Annotated in this window: 14 protein-coding genes, 1 tRNA gene and 2 pseudogenes; 9 read left to right on the top strand and 8 right to left on the bottom strand. The window is 60.5% G+C overall.

Features of this window, described 5'->3' with window-relative positions; genetic code table 11:
• Positions 1-154: 154 nt before the first annotated feature.
• Entirely contained in the window at positions 155-2,296 is a 2,142-nt protein-coding gene (locus ABJN75_RS24080) for a calcium-binding protein (RefSeq protein WP_348442217.1), read from the top strand.
• 272 nt (positions 2,297-2,568) lie between these two features.
• On the opposite strand, the gene ABJN75_RS24075 is transcribed toward ABJN75_RS24080, so the two are convergent.
• The 4 genes from ABJN75_RS24075 to ABJN75_RS24060 are packed head-to-tail and all read right to left on the bottom strand — an operon-like array spanning position 2,569 to position 8,165.
• On the bottom strand, positions 2,569-3,981 hold the full coding sequence (locus ABJN75_RS24075) for a cytosine permease (RefSeq protein ID WP_348442216.1): 1,413 nt from the start codon (positions 3,979-3,981) through the stop codon (positions 2,569-2,571).
• Positions 3,981-4,142, bottom strand: coding sequence for a hypothetical protein (locus ABJN75_RS24070; protein WP_348442215.1), 162 nt, complete (start codon positions 4,140-4,142; stop codon positions 3,981-3,983). The genes ABJN75_RS24075 and ABJN75_RS24070 overlap by 1 nt, the downstream gene beginning before the upstream one ends.
• A 43-nt stretch (positions 4,143-4,185) precedes the next feature.
• Entirely contained in the window at positions 4,186-5,703 is a 1,518-nt protein-coding gene (locus ABJN75_RS24065) for an aldehyde dehydrogenase family protein (protein WP_348442214.1), read from the bottom strand.
• 11 nt (positions 5,704-5,714) lie between these two features.
• Positions 5,715-8,165 (bottom strand): FAD-dependent oxidoreductase, encoded by a 2,451-nt coding sequence (locus ABJN75_RS24060; RefSeq protein ID WP_348442213.1) that lies wholly within the window; start codon positions 8,163-8,165, stop codon positions 5,715-5,717.
• 176 nt (positions 8,166-8,341) lie between these two features.
• Between ABJN75_RS24060 and ABJN75_RS24055 the strand changes: the two genes are divergently transcribed.
• Both ABJN75_RS24055 and ABJN75_RS24050 read left to right on the top strand, forming a co-directional pair.
• Positions 8,342-8,995 (top strand): XRE family transcriptional regulator, encoded by a 654-nt coding sequence (locus ABJN75_RS24055; RefSeq protein ID WP_348442212.1) that lies wholly within the window; start codon positions 8,342-8,344, stop codon positions 8,993-8,995.
• Positions 8,985-9,077, top strand: a pseudogene (locus ABJN75_RS24050) (ATP-binding protein); the annotation flags it as partial. The gene ABJN75_RS24055 and the pseudogene ABJN75_RS24050, both read left to right, overlap by 11 nt.
• A 405-nt stretch (positions 9,078-9,482) precedes the next feature.
• Here the strand turns inward: ABJN75_RS24050 and ABJN75_RS24045 are convergent.
• Together ABJN75_RS24045 and ABJN75_RS24040 are read right to left on the bottom strand one after the other, a co-directional pair.
• Positions 9,483-9,753 (bottom strand): annotated as a pseudogene (locus ABJN75_RS24045) (hypothetical protein); the annotation flags it as partial.
• A 169-nt stretch (positions 9,754-9,922) separates the two neighbouring features.
• Positions 9,923-9,998 (bottom strand) — tRNA-Lys (locus ABJN75_RS24040).
• Positions 9,999-10,316: 318 nt separating this feature from the next.
• On the opposite strand from ABJN75_RS24040, the gene ABJN75_RS24035 reads away from it, so the two are divergent.
• Positions 10,317-11,066, top strand: a complete 750-nt coding sequence (locus ABJN75_RS24035; protein ID WP_348442219.1) for a cytochrome c biogenesis protein CcdA — start codon at positions 10,317-10,319, stop codon at positions 11,064-11,066.
• Positions 11,067-11,093: 27 nt separating this feature from the next.
• Here the strand turns inward: ABJN75_RS24035 and ABJN75_RS24030 are convergent, their stop codons facing one another.
• The gene (locus ABJN75_RS24030) at positions 11,094-12,023 is read right to left on the bottom strand and encodes a DMT family transporter (RefSeq protein WP_348442211.1); all 930 of its coding nucleotides are present in this window, start codon (positions 12,021-12,023) and stop codon (positions 11,094-11,096) included.
• 106 nt (positions 12,024-12,129) lie between these two features.
• Here ABJN75_RS24030 and glmU point away from each other — a divergent pair, with 106 nt between their 5' ends.
• The 3 genes from glmU (at position 12,130) to ABJN75_RS24015 (ending at position 16,244) form a co-directional block, all read left to right on the top strand.
• Positions 12,130-13,491: a bifunctional UDP-N-acetylglucosamine diphosphorylase/glucosamine-1-phosphate N-acetyltransferase GlmU gene (glmU, locus tag ABJN75_RS24025; protein ID WP_348442210.1), complete on the top strand. Its 1,362-nt coding sequence runs from the start codon at positions 12,130-12,132 to the stop codon at positions 13,489-13,491.
• A 129-nt stretch (positions 13,492-13,620) separates the two neighbouring features.
• Positions 13,621-15,447, top strand: coding sequence for a glutamine--fructose-6-phosphate transaminase (isomerizing) (gene glmS, locus ABJN75_RS24020; protein WP_348442209.1), 1,827 nt, complete (start codon positions 13,621-13,623; stop codon positions 15,445-15,447).
• Between the two features lie 110 nt (positions 15,448-15,557).
• The gene (locus tag ABJN75_RS24015) at positions 15,558-16,244 is read left to right on the top strand and encodes a DUF502 domain-containing protein (RefSeq protein ID WP_348442208.1); all 687 of its coding nucleotides are present in this window, start codon (positions 15,558-15,560) and stop codon (positions 16,242-16,244) included.
• Positions 16,245-16,249: 5 nt separating this feature from the next.
• Here the strand turns inward: ABJN75_RS24015 and recG are convergent, their stop codons facing one another.
• Positions 16,250-18,367 carry an ATP-dependent DNA helicase RecG gene (gene recG / locus ABJN75_RS24010; protein ID WP_348442207.1) on the bottom strand — a complete coding sequence of 706 codons (2,118 nt, stop codon included), beginning with the start codon at positions 18,365-18,367 and terminating at the stop codon, positions 16,250-16,252.
• A gap of 93 nt (positions 18,368-18,460) precedes the next feature.
• Between recG and ABJN75_RS24005 the strand changes: the two genes are divergently transcribed.
• Complete coding sequence (locus tag ABJN75_RS24005; RefSeq protein WP_348442206.1) at positions 18,461-18,784, top strand: succinate dehydrogenase assembly factor 2; 324 nt, start codon at positions 18,461-18,463, stop codon at positions 18,782-18,784.
• Positions 18,781-22,287 carry a transcription-repair coupling factor gene (mfd, locus tag ABJN75_RS24000; RefSeq protein ID WP_348442205.1) on the top strand — a complete coding sequence of 1,169 codons (3,507 nt, stop codon included), beginning with the start codon at positions 18,781-18,783 and terminating at the stop codon, positions 22,285-22,287. Before ABJN75_RS24005 ends, mfd begins: the two co-directional genes overlap by 4 nt.
• The last annotated feature ends 71 nt before the right edge of the window (positions 22,288-22,358 follow it).

Here is a 22,358-nt window from a genome sequence, read left to right as displayed (position 1 = left end):
GTCAAATCGGTTGGATAGCGGTCGGATTTGCGGTTATGCTCAGCGCGGGTGATATCAGTCCAGGACATAGTGGCCTCCATCGAATCTTTGACAATCCGACGGAATCACATCCCACTGATATCACTCAATAACTTTCAGATCAGGCTCTCAGAGTTTGAACGGCTATCAGGACCTCTCCTACGGTTCTTTGTCTGCAGCCATATCGGCCACCATCAATGGCACCACCAATTTTGCCAGCGTCAACAAGGGCGTCAACGGGACGGATACCATAACCGATATCGCCAACCCGTTAAATGCCGGATGGTACAATGGCGGGTTTGGAATTCGTGGCACCAACCACAATGACACATTCAACCTGAAGCTGAACGCTCAGCAGTGGATGAGCGTTTCCGGCGGTCGCGGCGCTGACAGCATCACCGTGCAAGGCGGCAGTATGGGGCTGGTGCGGCTTGACTATCGTGGCGGCGACAATGGAGTGAACGTCAATCTGGCGACTGGCACTGTCTCCAATGACGGCTTCGGCTTTGCCGATACGCTGAGCGGCACATTCTGGGAAGTTCGTGGCACCGATTTTAACGATGTACTGGTTGGCAGCAACGCCGATGAAAGCTTCATCGGGCTTGGCGGCGATGACATCATCAATGGCGGCGGTGGCCGGGACCGCGTCAGGTTCGACCAGGGCGACATAAGCGGGGCGGTGACTGTCAATCTCGGTGCCGGAACTGCGACCGGGACTTCAAACGGAACGGCGTTTTCCTACACACTTTCAAATATTGAGGATGTGCGTGGAGGGGTCGGCAATGACACGATTACCGGCGATTCAGGCAGCAACCGTCTGTGGGGCCGTAGCGGCAACGACACGCTCCTTGGCGTCGACGGCAATGACGAGTTGTACGGAGAAGACGGCAACGACACGCTTGCCGGCGGGAACGGCGTCGATCTTCTGGATGGCGGCGCCGGCAATGATATCCTTTACGGCGGCGCCGGTGCGGATCAGCTGATTGGCGGTGCTGGCGATGACAAGCTCTACGTTGTCGGCAACGATACCCTGTTGCGCGGTGATGCCGGTTACGACCAGGCCATCGTGCTTGATGCGGGGGGCGTGGTTGTTTCGCTGGGCCTGGGCATTGAATATGCCGTGGGCAACGCTGGCAACGACAGCATCAATGCCGGCGGGTTGACAACTGCTGTTACGATCGATGGCGCCGGTGGCGCTGACCAGTTGATCGGCGGCAGCGCTGCAGACACGCTCAGGGGCGGTGCCGGCAATGACACACTCAGTGGTGCAAATGGCAATGACCGGCTCGAGGGCGGCGACGGCAACGACCTGCTGTTTGGCGGCGCGGGCGCTGACGAACTGATTGGCGGGGCAGGCAACGACAAGCTCTATGTGGTGGGCAATGACACCCTGCTGCAGGGTGATGCGGGGTATGACCAGGTGATCGTGCTCGATGCCTCCGGTGTCAACATCACGATAGGCTCGGGCGTCGAGAATGTATCGGGCAACGCCGGCAATGACGTGATCAATGCCGGCAGCCTGACCACGGCCATCACCATCGGCGGTGGCGGCGGCGTTGACCTCCTGACCGGCGGTTCGGCCAATGATACGCTGGCCGGCGGTGACGGCAACGATATTCTTATCGGTGGTGACGGCGACGACACCTTCTTCGGCGGCGCAGGCGCTGACAGCTTCTATGCCGGCGCCGGCGACGACAAGATGTACATCATCGGCAACGACACCACGATCCTTGGCGGCGCGGGTTTCGACCAGGCCATCGTCATCGATGCGGCAGGTGTCAACATCACACTCGGCGCCGGCATGGAGAGCGCCTCGGGCAGCAGCGGCAATGACACGATCAGTGCCGGCAGTCTCGCGACTGCGGTCTCGATTGGCGGCGCCGGCGGCGCTGACATTCTGACCGGTGGATCTGCCAATGACACGATTGGTGGCGGTATCGGCAATGACGTGTTGTTCGGCGGCGGGGGCAATGACACGATTTTTGGCGGGGACGGCAATGACGCCTTGTTCGGCGGGGCCGGCAACGACCAGATGATCGGCGGAGCCGGCAATGACATTTTCTATTTCCTCAGTGGCTCGGGCAACGATTTCATCCAGCAGTTCGAAAACGGTCTGGACACCTTCAACTTCGCCAATCACTCATTGGTCAACTCGATGGCCGACCTGACCATCACTGACGCCGGTTCGGACGCCTATGTGACCTACAACGGCGGCGGCCAGTTCATCGCCTTCGGTGCGGCTGGTCTCATCGATGCCAGTGATTTCGTGTTTGCGTGAAATGGATTCGGTGTCGGATCAGCGCGCCAACATCAGAGCAGCTGTTGATTGCGGCGCGTAGTGACGCTTTGAATCCGCAACCACGCAGTTGCTGCGGAGGCATGAAGGAGGGGGCGATCATGCCCTATTTCCTATCCGTCAAATCGCTTCTGTAGCGCAGGTTGCGACAGTCGTGGTTCCTCCGGATGTTGGGCATTTGGAGTATCCGTCTTGATCAACACGGATACTCCAGGATCGACGCAACAAAGCGTCGATCCGGATTATGGTTCCAGCTACCTATACTCTCCCCGCCCCGAGGGGCGAACGACGGCGACTGTGACGACCCAGAAGGCCAGGCCGCCCAGGACTGCCGCGGGCAGTGAAGCGGTCAGGTACTCATAGGGCGAGCGCGACACATAGCTGATCGGGTTCAGCAGATAGATGTAGGTCACAAAGCCCGCGATCATCCCGGCAACTCCCGCAGGATTGAAGCCGCCCCAATAGTAATAGGCCGCATCGGGGGATGGATCATAGAGTGCGCGCAGGTTCAGCCTTTGATTGCGCAGAATCAGGTAGTCAACAATCTGGATGCCACACATCGGAGCGAAGAACACGCCGATGAAGGCCACGAAAGTCCCGAAATTGTTGAAGAAGAGATCAGGCAGAAAAATCGTGATCACCGCCACCGGCACGAGGGCGAGCAACAAGGTCGCCGTCCAGGGCAGACGCTGGAACGCCGGGACCGAGCGCAGGCCAACGGATGTGGCATAGACCCCGGCAATTGCCGTTCCCAAGTTGGCCGCCAGCACGAACACCAGGGCAATCGATCCGTAGAACGAGCCGCCCAGTTCCACCATCCATTGCGACGGGTCCGAAATCCCGAGGGCAAGAATGGCCGCCAACCCGATCACGCTGAGCAGCGGCACGGGAAGTCCCATGCCCAGCATCGCAGGTTTCACGGATGTCCGGGCGTCCGGCGCGACGCGCACCATAGCGCCGACATAGGGCCACCAGGACAACAGGCTGACGATCGCGATCTCGATGCCGGTGATATAATCCCAGCGAAGACTGCCGGAGGCATAGGCCGGGACGGCCGCGGTGATTTCGCCGGTTTTGGTGCTGACCAGGAGCCATGTCATCCAGGCGCCGACGCCGACGATGAAGAAGAACAGCACGTTCGAGATGCGTTCGAGGCCGGTCTTGCCGGTAAGCAGAACGCCAAAGACCAGCGCACAGGCCAGCAGCGCCGAGATGATCTGGACGATCCCGCCTGACGCCTCGCTGATCAGGCCCAGTGTCAGCAGCAACTGCACCGCTGTTTTTCCGAAGAAGATCAGCAGCAGGCAGTTCCATCCAATAATCGATGTGTATTGCAGAAACACCGGGATGATCCAGCCCCGGCTGCCGAACTGGGGCCGTGTGCTGACGATGGAATCGATGCCATAGCGCCCCGCGGCGGGAATTACCGCCAGAGTGACCAGCAACATGCCGATCATCGAGCCGGCGGTCATCGCCGCAAAGCCCATCTTGAAGTTCAGGTAATAACCGACATATTCGCCGATGATGTAGCACCATGTGGCTGCTGCCGCGACCAGCAGGACAACGAAGATCTCGATTTGGCTCCAGCTGCGCTCGGATCTCATCAAGGGCCAGTTGGTTTCATCGGCGCTTTCGCCCGTGGGGCGGGTTGATGTTTGATCGGTCATCACATCCACCCCCAGATCAGCAGCAGTGCGGGCAAGAGTACGCCGGAGACGAACAGGAACAACCAGTCCTTCGCTCCGAGCGCAGGGCTGGTCTGCGCTTCGCGCTCGACCTGCTCCAAGCGACGCTCCAGTTCGGGCGCCAGGTTTGAGTTACTCATCATGTTGTTCCTCCCAGAATGAATGAGTGCTGTGCGTAGTTTTCGCCTATTTTGCCTTTGGATGCATTGTGTCGTCGGCGTAGGGGAACCACCAGAAGTCCTGCGTTTCAGACCGTGGATCGATCATGATCATCTTTGTCTCGCGAAACATCTCCAGGCCTTCCGGTCCGAGTTGGCGTCCCATTCCGCTGAGTTTCGATCCACCAAATGGGCCGGCGTCATTGTCCAGCAGGGGCGCGTTGACCCAGACCATGCCGGCCTGCAATTCCTCGGTTGCGCGGATGGTCTCCTCAAGGTCCATTGTGTAAATATTGGCACCCAGTCCGAATTCGGAAGCATTGGCCAAATCCATCGCCTCATTGAAATCGCGAACCTTGCAGATAGGTGCGACCGGGCCGAAACTTTCATTGTGAAAGACGCTCATCTCGGGTGTGCAATCGACCAGGACGGTGGGTTCGACGAACCAGCCCCGGTTGAACCCGGCGGGCCGGCTGCCGCCGATCGCCGCGCGCGCACCTTCGCCAATTGCGCCGTTAAGCAGGGTCTCATACCGGTCGCGTTCCTTGGATGATACCATCGGCCCCATGTCGACCCGGTCCAGCCCGTTGCCGATCCGCAGTTTCGCGGTTTCCGCGATCAGCTTTTCTACGAATTCATCATGGATGTCCTGATGGACGTAGAACCGCTCGGCCGAGACGCATATTTGTCCGCAGTTCATATAGGCCGAGAACGCCGCTGCACGGGCCGCGACGTCCAGCGGGGCGGAAGGCATGATCAGGAACGGGTCGTTGCCCGAGGTTTCAATCAGGCTGGGCTTGATCCGCTCGCCGCAGGCCTTGGCGACGGCGCGACCCACCGGCACGCTGCCGGTAAACGCGATGACATGGGTGTCACGATGTTCGACCAGGTGCTGTCCCACGCGCCCCCCACCCGTGACGATCTGGAACAGGCCATCGGGCAGACTTTTGGTGGCTTCTGCGAACAACAAGGTGGTCAGCGAGGTGTATTCCGAGGGCTTTACAATCACGGCATTACCGGTCGCCAACGCCGCGCCCGCTTCCCAGCAGAGCAGGACCAGCGGATAGTTGAACGGCATGATCAGTGCTGCCGTGCCGCGCGGCTGTTTCAGCGTATAGTGGAACTGTCGGGCCACCGCAGGCCCCATCACACGGCCTTGTTCATTGCGCCCCATTTCGGCGGAATGACGCAGCGAATGGATGCTCCAGTCAACTTCGTCGCAGGATTCCTTGTAGGGTTTGCCCATCTCGCGGGTCAACGCCTCGGCGAGAAGGGGCCGCATTTCGCGCAGCTTGTCGGCCATCTCGTGTATCGCGTGGGCGCGGTCCAACGCCGAGAAATCGCGCCACCATTTCTTTTGCGCCGGGGCGCAGCTTGCCAGCGCTTCATCGATCTCGGCAGTGGGCGATTGCGCAATCGATCCCAGCACGGTCTCGGTTGCGGGCTCGATGACGTCGACGGTCTCCGTTGCCTTGCTTTTGCGCAATTGGCCGTCGATATAGACGTGATTGCTGATCTGCTTCAGCCGTTCGATGACGTGGTTCATGATGTGCCCTTTCACTGCTGGCTGCGGATGCGTTCGTTGCCAGGGTCGTAAAACCCCTTGAATTGGACCAGGGCGGGATAGCGTTTGCATGCCACCTCGACCTCGAAGGTGCCGGAGCGGAGAAACTCAGCGCTGACGCCGTCCTTGTGAGTGATATAGCCCATGCCGAGCGAGGCCTTGACGCGGTGGCCATAGCCACCCGACGTGACCGAGCCGACGATAACGCCGTCATGCAATATCGGCTCTTCGTGGTAAAGCAGCGGCGGGCTATCGGGCACGTCCAGTTTCAGCTGGATCAGGCGGCGGGTCTGGGGCTTGGTCTGACGCGCCCGCAGCAGCGCGTCGCGGCCTCGGAAATCGGGTTTGTCCCAGCCCACGGCAAAGCTGAGACCGGCCTGAAGCGGAGTATCCTCTTCGCCGATGTCGTGGCCCCAGTGGCGATAGCCTTTTTCCATACGCATGGAATTGATCGCAAAATAACCGCCATGGCGCAGCCCGAAATCAGCTCCGGCCTGGGTCAGTACATCGAATACGTGGCAGGCGAAATCGGCACCCACATAGATCTCCCAGCCCAGTTCGCCCACATAGGTCAGGCGACTGATGCGGACGCGGGCATAGCCCAACTCGATCTCGCGGCTGGTGCCAAAGGGAAAGGCACGGTCGGAGAGGTCTGCGCCCGAGATTTTTTCCAGAAGCGCACGCGATTTCGGCCCCATCAGCCCCAGCATAGGTAGCCCGGCGGTCACGTCGGTGGCAAAGGCATGCGCGTCTTCGGGGATGCTGCGTGTCAGCCACGAAAAATCACGGGTTTGCGACGCCCCGACCGTCACGATCATGTGGGCATCGGGCGCGATGCGGGTGATGGTCACATCGGCCTCGATCCCGCCGCGATCGTTCAGCCATTGTGTATAGACGACCTTGCCGATGGGGGTGTCGACGTCGGCGGCTGAAACATGGTTGAGCACACGGCAGGCGTCGCGGCCTTGCAGCAGGAATTTGGCGAAACAGCTTTGATCGAACAGGGTGACGTTTTCGGCGGTGTTCAGGCATTCGGCGCGCGCGTCGCCGAACCAGCCTTGCGGGCCATAGGAATAGCCGAACTCTTTTGGGCGGCTCTCGCTCGCAAAGAAACCGGGGCGCTCAAACCCTGCGGCTTCGGTCATGACCGCGCCGCCGCTGAGCAGGCGGTCGTGGAACGGGCTGCGCCGCACATTGCGGGCGGTCTCGAATTGCCGGTAAGGCCAGTGCATCGCAAACAGCAAGCCCAGCGTTTCCTTGGTGCGGTCGAACAAATAGCGCGAGTTGGACTGAAATGGCTGCATCCGGCGCACATCCACGTCCGCCAGTTCCATCGGCGGATATCCGTCGCGAATCCATTCGGCCAGCGCTTTGCCGACACCGCCCGACGACAGGATCCCCACCGAGTTGAAGCCGCAGGCGCAAAATAAATCGCGCACCTCGGGGGTCTCCCCCAGAAGATAACGGTCATCCGGTGTGAAGCTCTCGGGGCCGTTGAAAAACAACTGGATCCCCACATTGGCCAGCGCCGGAACCCGGCGCACGGCCATTTCGAGGATCGGTTCGAAATGGTCGAAATCCTCGGGGAGTGAATCAAAACAGAAATCGTCGGGGATGCCGTTGTGCCCCCAGGGCTTGGCGTCGGGTTCAAAGCAGCCCAGCAGCAATTTGCCCGCGTCCTCCTTGTAGTAAGAACACTCATCGCCCAGAAACATCACCGGCAGATCGCTGGGCAGATCCGGGATCGGTTCGGTCACGATGTAGAAATGCTCGGCCGCGTGCAAGGGCAGAGATACGCCAATATCTCCAGCCAGATCGCGCGACCACATACCGCCCGCGATCACCACCTTGCCGGCGCGAATTTCCTCGCCGCTGGAGAGCACCACGCCGACTGCGCGGCCGTTTTCGACGAGGATACGCTCGACCGGGGTGTTTTCACGAATTGTGACACCGTTTTGCCGCGCACCTTTGGCCATCGCCATGGTGACGTCGGTGGGGTTGACCTGGCCGTCCCTGGGCATCCAGATGCCTCCCGCCAGATCGTCCACTTCGACCAGCGGGTACCGCTCCTTGATTTCGGCCGGGGTGACCTCATGCGCCTCGAGCCCGAAATTGCGCGCCATCGATGCGCCGCGCTTGAGCTCCTCCAGCCGTGCGTCATGGGTGGCCAGCCGAAGCGAGCCGTTCTGGCGAAATCCGGTGGCTTGCCCGGTCTCGGCTTCAAGCCTGTTGAACAGCTCGCCTGTGTATTTGGCCAACTCGGTCATATTGCGAGTGGCGCGCAACTGGGTGACCAGCCCGGCGGCATGCCATGTGGTGCCGCAGGTCAGTTGCTTGCGTTCCAGGAGAACGACATCGGTGATGCCCAGCTTTGCCAGATGATAGGCAATGGAACAACCGGCGATCCCGCCTCCAACAATGACAACGTCTACGGATTTAGGCACCCTGATAAATCCCCCACCATAAGCCTCGTTGCGGCAGGATGAAACCAGTCAGTGAACTTTGCAATAGAAAAATTCACAATTATGATCGAATCTAGATACTTGTTCATGCGCTTTGCATATTGCAAAGGACGGACTAAACTTGCATCAGCATGAAAACACAGTCGCAAGGAATGCCAATGTCATCAGACCTTCCCAAGGTTCTCCGCCCGTCGAATGTCAAAGGGCGTGCCTACGATGCAAAGGAAACCGTCAACCTCGGGGATGTACTGGATCTGGACCCTCGCGTCGGGCGGGAAATCCGCGGGCTGCGCAAGGCACGCGACACCACGCTCGGCCAGTTGAGCGAGGCAACCGGTCTGTCCAAGGGCTACCTCAGCCAGGTCGAACGCGGAATCTCCAGCCCGTCGGTCAAGGCGCTGCATACGATCAGCCGCGCTCTCGGCGTGACCATCAGCTGGTTCTTTCCGCCGCAAACCGACGGCGATGCGGATCTGCGCGATACGGTCGTGCGCGCCCATGCGCGGCGAAGCCTGTCGTTCGACAGTGGGATAACGGACGAGTTGCTGTCGCCCAATCTGGACCGTACGATCGAGCTGTTGCGCTGTATCTTCCCCGCAGGATCGGAAAGCGGTGCCGATCCTTACAACCATCGTGGCGAAGAAGCCGGTATTATCATTTCAGGCCAGTTGGACCTGTGGCTTGATGATCAGCACATTCGGCTGAACGAAGGCGACAGCTTTGCATTTTCCAGCGAGCGGCTGCATCGCTATGCCAATCCGACTGATCAGGACACCGTCGTCATCTGGGCGATCAGTCCGCCAACCTACTGAAACGGCACAGCGACTGGCCAGCGGGCTCCTCGACCGGCTCACGCATCATGTACATAATCTCGAAATGAAGGGCGAAAGTTATCACACCACGGCGCATTCCCGAAACAGACTGATCATCATCGGGAAATTGCAAAATCATTGCGAAGGGGCCAGATCGGGGCCCTTAGCAATGGTGCCTCTGGTAAAGGCGGCGTTACAAAATCAGTCCGCGATAGCGGCGGGATGGTCCCGCTCCGGGTGGTGCAACAATTGCCCAACTATTTATCCTTCTGCAACTACAGCGGGAGTCCTTGGTATTGAAGAAACGCAGTTGGGGTCAATGGTCTTGGGGTAGGGGGGGACTTTCCGACCACAAATAGCGCCATCACCGAAGACACCCTACTTCAGGACCTGGAAAAGCACGTCGGCGATCCTACCTGCGTAAGCCGGTAGTCGTTCAGATCGTTTCCATTTCATGTTGGATCGTAACTTCAAGAGTTAAAAAATTCTAACGGATAGAATCTGACGCTTGGTACTCTCTTTTGACTGCGGCGAAGATTTTGTCGGGATCGGCTGTCCATGTGAAGGGGTTGGCTTTTCATTTTGTTCTGGGACGAAACGATATATGCAGGAAGCGGATGAACGCCTGATGTCGGAGTCATGCATGTTCCGCCGGTCACGATGCCATCAGGGATGTTGAGCGCGGCCAACAGGGGTGTCGTGCCGTTGCGCTTGCAATCATGGGTCATCATCCAGCGCCGACCTTTCTGGAGCGGCAATGTGAAATGTACGGGGATCAGGTTGCTGCATAATTCAGGCAATTATTGAGCCGAATTGAGCGGTGCATCGGCTCTGTATAATGAATCGAATTCCAATTGGTTGACTTAACTATGCGCTTACTGCGTAGCGGCACGTAACATCGTTTTGAGCATAAGCTATCGATTTATTTGGTGAGCGCGCGGGGGTTCGAACCCCGGACCTACTGATTAAAAGTCAGTTGCTCTACCAGCTGAGCTACGCGCTCCCGAATCTTGTCCGGCGCGTCTGCGCCAAACCCCGTGAGTGGCGCGGAACATAGGGAGGCATCAGCCTATGGTCAACCGCAAAACAGTGCGGATACCGTAGAAAATTCCGGGTCTCTCCAAAGGGCCTTCAAGCGCTTGGGAGAGCCGGGTCGGGGAGGTGTCGCGGCATCGCTGCGGGTGTGCAGCCAACCTCTCCTTCACGCAACGCAAACCAAAACGTGACTGGCGCAGCAGCGACCGGAGCATTAAAAGGAGCCCGAACCAATCAGGGCCGCCCCGGGGCGATCCAAAAACCTGTCATGAAGGGCTCCGGTTTCGTGTCCATCGCCGATATTCCATTACTCACCGTTCTTCTGGCAGGCGCGCTGTCGTTCCTGTCGCCCTGCGTGCTGCCGCTGGTGCCGCCGTATCTGTGCTATATGGCAGGCGTGTCTGTGGAGGATTTCCGCGGTGCCGCTGCTGAAGCCAGGGCTTCAGAGACCCGCCGTGCGGTGTTTTTCGCGTCGCTGTTTTTCACATTGGGATTTGCCACCGTGTTTGTCGCTCTGGGCGCCGGCGCATCAAGCATAGGCGGTGCGCTGCGCCAGCACATGGACCTGCTGGCCAAGCTCGGCGGCGTGGTGATCATCCTGATGGGATTGCATTTTCTCGGACTGTTCAGGATCGGTCTGCTGGCGCGGGAAGCCCGCTTCACCGGCGGCGGCAAGCCTGCGACGCTGTCGGGCGCCTACCTGATGGGGCTTGCCTTCGCGTTCGGCTGGACCCCCTGCATCGGTCCGGTGCTGGGCGCGGTGCTGGGCGTGGCCGCGGCGCGCGAGACGGTCAGTTCGGGCGCGCTGCTGCTGGCTGCCTACTCGCTTGGCCTGGCGGTGCCGTTCTGGATCGCGGCGCTGTTTTCCGAGCGTTTCATGCGGTTCGCGCAACGATTCCGGCAACATCTTGGAACCGTCGAGAAAATCACCGGGGCCTTGCTGGTGCTGACCGGGATCCTGTTCCTCACCGGCGGGATGGCCACTATGGCCTACTGGCTGCTCGAGACATTTCCTGCGCTCGGCGCCATCGGCTGAGCCGAAAACGCCGCCCGGTTGGTGGTTTCAGGTGCGGCGTATGGGCGCGGTTGCCAAAATCAGGCCGGAGAGCACCGTCATGATCCCGATGGCATGATGCATCTCGAACGGCTCGGCCAGCACCAGCGCGGCAAGGCCGACACCGTAGGGCGCCAGCAGATACATGAAAACGCTCGCCGTCGATGCGCCGAGCCGCGCCACGCCGTACTGATAGCCCGAAAATGCCAGCAGCGACGAGAACACCACGATGCCGGCAATTCCGCCCCATGCCGTCCAGGTGACCGGCATCCGGGCGCCCGTCAGAAATTCCCACGCTGCGAAGGGTGCGAGAAGAATTGCTCCGGACAGGGCGATCACCGCAAACAGGGCGGACACCGGAAGTCCGGCGGTGCGTTTCCCCTTGAGCAGCACCGAATAGCCCGCCCAGGCAAGTGCAGCCGCAATGCACATCAGATCGCCGAGATTGAAGGACAAACTGGCCAGAGTGCCAAGATCGCCTTTCAGGACAATGAACGCCACGCCGAAGAACCCGACAAGGATACCGGCCATTTCGCGCCAGCTTGTCGGACGACCGAAAAACAGCCGCTCGAGAATGATGATCATCAATGGCGACGTGGTATAGATCAGTGTGGCGTTGGTCGCCGTGGTGAATTGCAATGCGTAGTAGATGACCCCGCCGCAAATCCACATGCCGAGAAATCCCATTGTCATCCAGTGCAACGGGTAGGTGGTGACGTAGCTCCGCACCCGGTCGCGCGCCATCCACAGGAACGGAGACAGCAGCAACGCCGCAGCCCCCCAGCGCAGGAAAGCCAATGTGAAAGGTGCGACTTCAGGGATCGTGTAACGCCCGAAAACAAGGTTTGAGGAAAAGAACAATGGGGTTAGAAGCATCACCGTGAGTGGAACGAAGCGCTTCAGCGATGGTCTTTCGGCACGCGCGGGGGCTGGAGGCATTCGTTTTCCATATCTTGGCAAAGGTGGCTTGAAAGAGATAAATTCCGCGTCCGGTGCTATAGGCTCCGGCAGGGGTAAACAAGCGATTCGATGAAGAGGTGGTTGAATGGCGCGGACATGTCTGGCTGTCGTGCTTGCAGCGGGTGATGCGACACGGATGAAATCCTCGAGGTCGAAGGTGCTGCACACTGTTGGCAATCTTCCACTGATCGCCCATGTGACGCGCACCGCCGCGGCTGCTGGCGTCAGCAAGATAGCGCTTGTGGTCGGCCGCGATGCCGCGCTGGTCGCCGAGACCGCCAGGTCCGGGCATGATGTTCCCGTGGCAACGGTGGAGCAAACCGAGCGCAAGGGAACCGGCCATGCCGTGCTGATGGCGCGCGAGATCATCAATGAGGGCTTTGACGATATCGTTGTGCTTTATGGCGATGCGCCGCTGATCAATCCCGAAAGCCTGCTGGCGGCGATATCACAACGTGCCAGCGGCGCGGATATTGTGGTTCTGGGCTTTCGCGCTGCAGACCCGACCGGTTATGGCCGGCTGATCGAGCGTGATGGCGAATTGATCGCGATCCGCGAGCACAAGGAAGCCTCCGCCGACGAGCGTGCCATCGATTTCTGCAATGGCGGCGTGATCACCTTTTCAGGAACGGAAGCGGCAAGCCTGCTTGAAGCCATCGGCAATGACAACGCCAAGGGTGAATATTACCTGACCGACATCGTCGAGATCGCCCGCACACGCGGCCTGAAATGTGTTGCCATCGAAGCATCCGAAGAAGACATGATGGGGTGCAACACCCGCGCCGAACTGGCTGAAATCGAAGCCGTATGGCAGGCCCGCGCCCGGCACGCGGCGATGCTGTCAGGCGTCAGCATGATCGATCCCGCCAGCGTGTTCCTGTCCCATGACACCGAACTCGGCAACGACGTCACGATTGAACCGAATGTCTGGTTCGGACCCGGTGTGAGCGTCGGGGCGGCCGCCACCATCCATGCCTTCACTCACCTCGAAGGTGCCGATATCGGCCCTGGCGCGATGATCGGGCCGTTTGCGCGGCTTCGCCCGGGCACCGAACTGGCGGCGAAGACCAAGGTTGGCAATTTCTGTGAGATCAAGAAAGCCAAGATTGGCGCCGGCGCCAAGGTCAATCATCTCAGCTATATCGGCGACGCCGTGGTCGGAGCCGGAGCGAACATCGGCGCGGGCACGATCACCTGCAATTATGATGGCCAGAACAAGCATGTGACCGAGGTCGGGGCAGGGACTTTCATCGGATCGAATTCATCGCTGGTGGCGCCGGTCAGGATCGGTGACGGCGCCTATGTCGGATCTGGAAGCGTGATCACCCTGGATGTGCCCGACAACGCACTGGCGATCGGCCGGGCGCGGCAGGAGACCAAGCCGGGCCGGGCTGAACGGCTCAGGGAAAAGATCGCCGCCATCAAGGCGCTGACCAAAAAAGCGTGATCCGGTCCGGAGCAGGTCTCGGGGTTACGTGGTGTCACGAAAATTGAGCGTGTCCTGGGCACCAGGACACTGGTCTAAACAGGTGTTGCTCGATAAGAGCTTTGCCAACTCAATATCCGGGAGAACTGCATGTGCGGCATAGTTGGCATCGTCGGCAACCGCGAGGTGGCACCGCTTCTGGTGGATGCGCTGAAACGGCTTGAGTATCGCGGTTACGATTCAGCCGGCGTCGCCACCGTCAGGGACGGCAAGCTCGACCGCCGCCGCGCCGAGGGCAAACTTGCCAATCTCGATCGCAAGCTCGGGGAGGAGCCGCTGGCAGGCCATGTCGGGATCGGTCATACCCGCTGGGCCACCCATGGCGCACCGACCGAGGCCAATGCGCATCCGCATTTCTGTCGCGGCGTGGCCGTGGTCCACAACGGCATTATTGAAAATTTCGCCACGCTCAGGTCCGAACTCGTTGCCGACGGAGCGGAGTTTCACAGCCAGACGGATACCGAAGTCGTCGCCCAATTGCTGGCGGCTTACCGCAAGCAGGGCCTGGCCCCGCGTGAGGCGATGCAAAAGACGCTGTCCCGGCTTGAGGGCGCCTATGCGCTTGCGGTGCTGTTTGACGATCAGCCGGACATGATCCTGGGCGCACGCTCCGGGCCGCCGCTGGCCATCGGGCACGGGCAGGGCGAGATGTATCTGGGCTCGGACGCCATCGCCCTGGCGCCGTTCACCGACGAGATCACCTATCTTGAAGATGGCGACTGGGTGGTCATTACCCATAGCCATGCTGAAATCTACGATCAGTCCGGCCAGAGGGTCGAACGGTCAAGCCAGATTTCGCGCGACGCGGCCTATGTGGTCGACAAGGGCAATCACCGGCATTTCATGGAGAAGGAAATCTATGAACAGGCGGAGGTGGTGTCGCACACGCTCAGCCACTACATCGATTTTGCGGAAGGGCGTGTGAAGTTCGAATCCGTCCAAATCGATTTCGCCAATCTCGACCGGTTGGCCATGTCCGCCTGCGGAACCGCCTATTATGCCGGTCTGGTCGGCAAATACTGGTTCGAGCGGTTTGCCCGGCTGCCGGTGGAAATCGATGTCGCATCGGAGTTTCGGTACCGGGAAATGCCGTTGACGGGCAAGATGGCCGCGCTGTTCATCTCGCAGTCCGGCGAAACCGCCGACACCCTGGCTTCGCTTCGCTATTGCCGTGACAACAAGCTGACCATCGGCGCAGTGGTCAATGTGCGTGAATCCACCATCGCACGCGAAGCCGATGCGGTGTTTCCAACCCTGGCCGGCCCCGAGATCGGCGTTGCATCGACCAAGGCCTTTACCTGCCAGCTTTCGGTTCTGGCGGCGCTGGCCATGATCGCGGGCAGGGCGCGCGGCACCTTGTCCGAAGACGACGAGGGCAAGATGGTTCAGGCGCTGGTCGAGGCGCCACGGCTGTTCAACGAAGTTCTCGCCGCGATCCAGCCGCAGATCGAAACGCTCTCGCGCGAGTTGTCGCGTTTCAAGGATGTGCTTTATCTGGGGCGCGGAACCAGCTTCCCGCTGGCGCTGGAGGGGGCGCTCAAGCTCAAGGAAATCTCCTATATCCATGCTGAAGGCTATGCCGCGGGTGAACTCAAGCATGGTCCGATCGCACTGATTGACGAGACCATGCCGGTGATCGTGATTGCACCGCACGACCGGCATTTTGAAAAGACCGTCTCCAACATGCAGGAAGTCGCCGCGCGCGGCGGGCGCATCATCCTCATCACCGACGACAAGGGCGCAGCGGCCACCACGCTTGAAACCATGGCGACCATCGTGCTGCCGGTCGTCGACGAGATCGTCGCGCCCATCCTCTACGCCCTGCCGGTCCAGCTGATCGCCTATCATACGGCGGTGTTCATGGGCACCGATGTCGACCAGCCGCGCAATCTGGCGAAGTCCGTTACGGTTGAATAGGCAGGATTCGGTTCCGGATTTGGGTATGGCGCTTGTTTTGGCGGGCAGGCGACACCATTATAGTGTTGCGATGCATCATTATGCATAGCCAGCCAGGGACAGAGCAAGCAATGAGCGAAAAGCAGAAACGGCCGGGAGCCGGCGTTCGGTTGAGGAATTACTTCCTCACCGGCCTGATCATCGTGGCGCCGCTCGCCATCACAGCCTATCTCACATGGACCTTCATCGGCTGGGTCGACAGCTGGGTCAAACCCTACATCCCGGCGATCTACAATCCCGACCATTACCTTCCGTTCGCCGTCCCCGGCTTCGGATTGCTGACGGCGCTGTTCCTGATCACCCTGATTGGGTTTTTGACCGCCAACCTGGTTGGCCGTTCGATTGTCGCATTCGGCGAATCACTGCTCGACCGGATGCCGCTGGTGCGCAGTCTCTACAAGGGGCTCAAACAGATCTTTCAGACCGTTCTGGCCGAGCAGAGCAGCTCGTTCAAGCAGGCGGGTCTGATCGAGTATCCCCGGCGCGGGCTCTGGTCGATTGTCTTCATCGCAACCGAGACGAAGGGCGAAGTCGATTACCGGTTGCCCGACCACGATTCCATATCAGTGTTTTTGCCCACTACGCCCAATCCGACGTCGGGTTTTCTGCTGTTTGTGCCGCGCAAGGACATTCTCATTCTTGATATGAGCGTTGAGGAGGCAGCCAAGATGGTGATTTCGGCCGGTTTGGTCTCCCCCGACTACCCCAAGACGCTGCCGGTTCAGGGCAAGGTCAAATCCAAACCATCGCAAAGCTGAACTGATCACCCGGCCCTGAGAAACCGGATCGCCTCGTCGCGCCGCATCAGGTAGAGCAGCATGCGCAAGGCCGCGCCGCGCGGCCCCGACAGCCCGGGATCGGTTTCCAGCACGTTGCGGGCATCGGTGCGTGCAATTTCCAGCAGATCTCCATGAACGGAAAGATCGGCCAGCCGGAAGCCCGGCAGGCCCGATTGCCGGGTTCCCAGCACTTCGCCTTCTCCGCGCAGTTTGAGGTCCTCTTCGGCGATCCGGAAGCCGTCCTCGGTTTCGCGAAGCACCTTGAGCCGCGCCTCGGCGGTCTCGCCCAGCGGACCGTGATACAGCAGGATGCAGCTCGATGCGCCGTCGCCGCGCCCGACCCGGCCGCGCAACTGGTGCAGTTGGGCCAGTCCGAAACGCTCCGCATGCTCGATCACCATGATCGTGGCGTCGGGAACGTCGACACCCACTTCAATCACCGTGGTAGCGACCAGAAGCCGGGTTTGACCGGCCTTGAACGCGCCCATCGCCTGGTCTTTTTCATCTGACGTCATGCGCCCGTGAACAAGCGACACGGCGGAAGCCAGATCCGGCCCGAACGCCTTGGCAAGGCTGGCATGGCGGCTTTCCACCGACATCAGGTCGCTCTCGTCGGAATCCTCGACCAGCGGGCAGATCCAGTAAGCCTTCTTGCCGTCGAGCACCGCCTTTTTCAACCGGTCGATCACGTCACCCAGGCGATCATCCGGAATGGTGACTGTGGCGATTGGCTGGCGGCCGGCGGGCTTTTCGGTCAGCTTGGAGACGTCCATGTCGCCGAATGCCGCCAGCACCAGGGTGCGCGGAATCGGCGTCGCGGTCATCACCAGCATGTGTGGCGCGGTCCCCTTGGCCGTCAGCCGCAGGCGCTGGTGTACGCCGAAGCGATGCTGTTCGTCGACAACAGCAAGGGTGAGATTGGCATAGACGACAGAGTCCTGAAACAGGGCATGAGTGCCAATGACAATCTGCGCCGCGCCTGACGCGATTCTTTCGAGCAGGTCGGTGCGTTCGCGGCCCTTGGCGCGCGAGGTCAGCACCGCAACTTCAATGCCCGCTGCCGCGGCCATCTTCTCGATGGTCGCATAATGCTGGCGGGCAAGGATTTCTGTCGGCGCCATCAGCACCGCCTGTCCGCCCGCTTCCACCGCATCGGCCATGGCGAGCATGGCCACCGCTGTCTTGCCGGATCCGACATCGCCCTGCAGAAGCCTTAGCATCCGGTCTGTTCCAGCCATGTCGGCAAGAATTTCCCGGACCGCTGTTTCCTGGCTTGCGGTCAGCGAAAACGGCAGTGCCGCAAGGATTGCCTGGCGGTATTTTCCCTCTGCCAGCACCGGTTTTCCGGGCAGTTTGCGCAGCGTCTGGCGCACCAGCGCGAGCGACAATTGCCCGGCCAGCAACTCGTCATAAGCCAGCCGCCGTCGCACCGGGGTCAGCGGTTCGATGTCACTGGCCGCTTCAGGATTATGCAACTGCCGGACGGCTTCCGAAAATTCGGGAAAACTGTTCCTGGTGATGAGATGCGGATCGGCCCATTCCGGCAGTTCCGGCAGCAAGTCCAGCGCGGCTTCGATCGAGCGCCGCAGAATCTTGGGCGAGAGGCCCGCGGTCAGCGGGTAGACCGGCTCGACCAGCGGAAACGTGTCGGCTTCCGCTTCGCTCACCACATGATCGGGGTGCACCATCGAGGGGCGGCCGTTGAACCATTCGACCTTGCCGCTGATCAGGACCGTTTCGCCCACCGGTAGCAGTTTTTCGAGCCATGCCTGCTTGGAATGAAAAAAGGTAAGCGCCAATTCACCCGTTTCATCATGCACATAGACCTTGTAAGGCGCTGATCTGCGACCGGGCAGGGATGGCTGGTGGCGGTCCACCCGAACCTTGAGCGTGGCGATGACGCCTTCCGGTGCGGTGGCTATTTCCGAGCGCCGGCTGCGGTCTATCAGTCCATGTGGCGGCAGCAGCACAAGATCGAGTGCGCGGGTGTCTTCAGGTGATTCCCTGCCGGTCACACGCGCCAGCGCTTCGGCCAGCTTCGGGCCGATTCCGGGCAGGCTTTCCACGGTTTTGAACAGGGGATCGAGCTCAAGCGGTCGCATGGACCCAGATGAACTGCAAAATTGGATGAAAGGCAAGGCTGACAACCGGCCAGCGACAGGATATGGAAACTCTCCAACCGAAAAAGGCTGATCATGACCGGAACGACACGTTCAAGCGCCGACCTTGATCCTCGCCGCCGCCGCATTCTGGTGCGGGCATGGCGTCGTGGCATTCGCGAAATGGACCTGGTGATTGGCGGCTTTGCAGACGCCGAAATCGCTCACCTGAACGAGACCGAGCTGGATGAGCTGGAACTGCTGATGGCCGAGGAAGATGCGGACATTTTCCGCTGGGTAACCGGCGAGCAGGATGTGCCGGACCAATTCCGCACCGCGCTGTTCGAGCGCATGCGCGGCTATGTTCCGGATTTCGAACCGAAGCAGACCGGGCCGGAAGCGCCAGCGTCCAGATCATGAAGTCCGTCATACCGACCGCATTGCTCGCTGACGCCCGGACTCCCGTCACCTTGTCGGGTGTGCCGCAGGGCATGGAGGCGATGGCTCTGGCGGATCTGGCGCGATCGGCCGGACCGCTCGCCTACATCATCTCTGATGGCCAGCGCATCGCCGATCTCGAGCAGAATCTTGCGTTCTTTGCCCCAGATATTCCGGTGCTGACGCTGCCTGGCTGGGACTGTCTTCCCTATGACCGGGTGTCGCCCGGCGCTGATATTTCGGCCCGGCGACTGGCGGCGTTGTCCGCGCTGGCGCATTTTGCCGAGAACCCGCACCCGGCCATCATCATCATCACCGTCAATGCCATGCTGCAGCGCGTGCCGCCAAAATCGGTGGTGTCCGGACTGGGGTTTGCCGCCCGCGCCGGCAACCGTCTGAAGATGGAGGATCTGTCCGCCCAGCTCGCCCGCAACGGTTTCGAACGCGTCGATACCGTCCGTGAAGTCGGTGAATATGCGGTTCGGGGCGGAATTCTCGATGTCTTCGTGCCTGGAGATGACGAACCGGTACGGCTCGACTTTTTTGGCGACACGCTGGAGAGCGTCCGTCATTTCGATCCTGCCTCGCAACGTTCGACCACGCAGGCCAAGCAACTGGCGCTCAATCCGATGAGCGAAGTCACGCTGGATGCGGAAACCATCAGCCGGTTCAGGACCAATTACCTCTCGCGTTTCGGCGCGGCGACGCGCGACGACGCGCTTTATGTCGCCATCAGCGAAGGCCGCCGCTATCCCGGCATGGAGCACTGGCTGCCGCTGTTTCATGACCGGATGGAAACGGTGTTCGACTATCTGTCCGGCTTCAGGATTGCAGGCGATCACATGCTGGCGGAAGCCGCCACCGAACGCCGGGCGCAGATTGAAGACCACCATCAGGCGCGGGTAGCAGCGCAATCGATCGAAAAGAACAAGAGCGTGCACGCCACGCCCTACAAGGCGATTGATCCGGATCTGCTCTATCTCGACACATCGGAGCTTGTTGCCGGCCTCGATGCCTGGAACGCGATCCGCCTGACGCCGTTTCACGAACCCGAAAACGCCGAGCGCCGGGTGATAGAACTCAACACCGCCACCGGACCGCGTTGGGCAGCAGAGGCGGAAGCGGACAAGTCCGCCGAGGGTGCACGGGCCAATCTTTTTGAAAAGCTCGTCGCCCATGTCGGGACCAAACGGGCCGAGGGCCGCAAGGTTCTGATCACCGCCTGGACCGAGGGTTCGCTCGACCGGTTGCTGCAGGTTACTGAAGAGCACGGGCTTGAACGGGTTGTCCGGATCAACCATCATTCCGAACTTGACAAGCTCAAGCCGGGTGAGGCCGCAGCGGCCGTACTCGCCATCGAGGGCGGGTTCGAGATTGATGAACTTGTCGTCATTGGCGAACAGGATGTGTTGGGCGACCGGCTGGTCCGCCGTGCCAAGCGCAAACGCCGGGGCGCGGATTATATTTCCGAAGTCTCCGGACTCGACGAAGGCAGTTACGTGGTCCATGCCGAACACGGTATCGGTCAGTTCATCGGCCTGCGCACCATCGAGGCAGCAGGCGCCCCGCATGCCTGCCTGGAGCTGCATTACGCAGGTGAGGCCAAACTGTTCCTGCCGGTCGAGAACATCGAACTGCTCACGCGCTATGGCTCCGAAAGCGCCGATGTGCAGCTTGACCGTCTGGGTGGTGTCGCCTGGCAGTCGCGCAAGGCCAAGCTGAAAAAGCGGCTTCTGGATATGGCGGAAGGGCTTATCCGGATCGCGGCGGAACGGCACATGCGCTCTGCCACCGTTCTGGGCGCTCCGGAGGGGCTTTACGATGAATTCTCCGCCCGTTTTCCCTATGACGAGACCGAAGATCAGATGGCGGCGATCGAGCGGGTGCGCGACGATCTGGCGGCGGGCCAGCCGATGGACCGGCTCATCTGCGGCGATGTCGGTTTCGGCAAGACCGAGGTCGCGCTGCGCGCAGCCTTCATCGCAGCGATGAACGGGGTTCAGGTCGCCGTTGTGGTGCCGACAACGCTTTTGGCTCGGCAGCATTTCAAGACCTTCACCGACCGCTTGCGCGGCTATCCGGTCCGCATCGCGCAAGCCTCGCGTCTGGTCGGGGCCAAGGAACTTGCCTTGACCAAGACCGAGCTGGCATCAGGCAAGACCGATATCGTGGTGGGCACCCATGCGCTGCTCGGCTCCTCGATCCAGTTCGCCAATCTGGGGCTTCTGATCATCGACGAGGAGCAGCATTTCGGGGTCAAGCACAAGGAGCGGCTGAAGGAACTGAAGAGCGACGTTCATGTGCTGACGCTGTCTGCCACGCCGATTCCGCGTACCCTGCAGCTGGCGATGACCGGGGTAAGGGAATTGTCGCTGATCACCACTCCGCCGGTTGACCGGATGGCGGTGCGCACCTTCATCTCGCCGTTCGATCCGGTGACAATCCGCGAAACCCTGATGCGCGAGCATTACCGGGGCGGCCAGAGTTTTTATGTCTGCCCCCGGGTTTCCGACCTTGAGGACATCGCGGCGTTCTTGCGCTCGGATGTGCCCGAGTTGAAATTCGCGGTTGCCCACGGGCAGATGGGCGCCGGTGAACTCGACGATATCATGAACGCGTTCTACGACGGGCAGTACGATGTGCTGTTGTCGACGACCATTGTCGAATCCGGCCTCGATGTACCGACCGCCAACACGCTGATCGTCCATCGCGCCGACATGTTCGGGCTGGCCCAGCTCTATCAGTTGCGCGGCCGGGTAGGGCGCTCCAAGGTGCGCGCCTTCGCGCTGTTCACGCTGTCGGTCAACAAGACGCTGACAGCGAGCGCGGACAAGCGGCTCAAGGTGCTGCAATCGCTCGATACACTTGGCGCCGGATTCCAGCTGGCGAGCCACGATCTCGATATCCGCGGCGCCGGCAATCTGCTTGGCGAGGAACAATCCGGCCACATCAAGGAAGTCGGCTTCGAACTCTACCAGCACATGCTGGAGGAGGCTGTGGCCGAGGTTCGGGGCGAGGACGCGGCGATCGACACCGGCTGGTCACCGCAGATTACAGTGGGCACGCCGGTGATGATACCGGAGGATTATGTGCCCGATCTGCATTTGCGGCTGGGGCTCTACCGGCGGTTGGGCGACGTTACCGACGTGGCCGACATCGACGGTTTTGGCGCCGAGATGATCGACAGGTTCGGGCCGCTGCCGATCGAAGTGCAGCATCTGCTCAAGATCGTGTTCATCAAGGCCTTGTGCCGCAAGGCCAATGTCGAAAAGCTCGACGCCGGCCCGAAGGGGGTTGTGGTGCAGTTCCGCAACAAGGAATTCGCCAATCCCGCGGCACTGGTCGGTCATATTTCCAAGCAAGGTCAACTTGCCAAGATCCGGCCGGACCAAAGCGTGGTCTTTATCCGCGACCTGCCAACCCCGGAAAAGCGCCTCACCGGTGCGGCCGTGGTGATGACGCAGCTTGCCGAACTTGCCGGTTAACACATGTCGGGTTCAAATGGGCTTATGAGTACGGTATCGTACATATTCTACCGCAGAAATCATACAGCCGT

This window comes from Hoeflea sp., from assembly GCF_039975035.1.
Lineage (GTDB): Bacteria > Pseudomonadota > Alphaproteobacteria > Rhizobiales > Rhizobiaceae > Hoeflea.
This window is presented reverse-complemented; position numbering and strand designations above follow the sequence as displayed.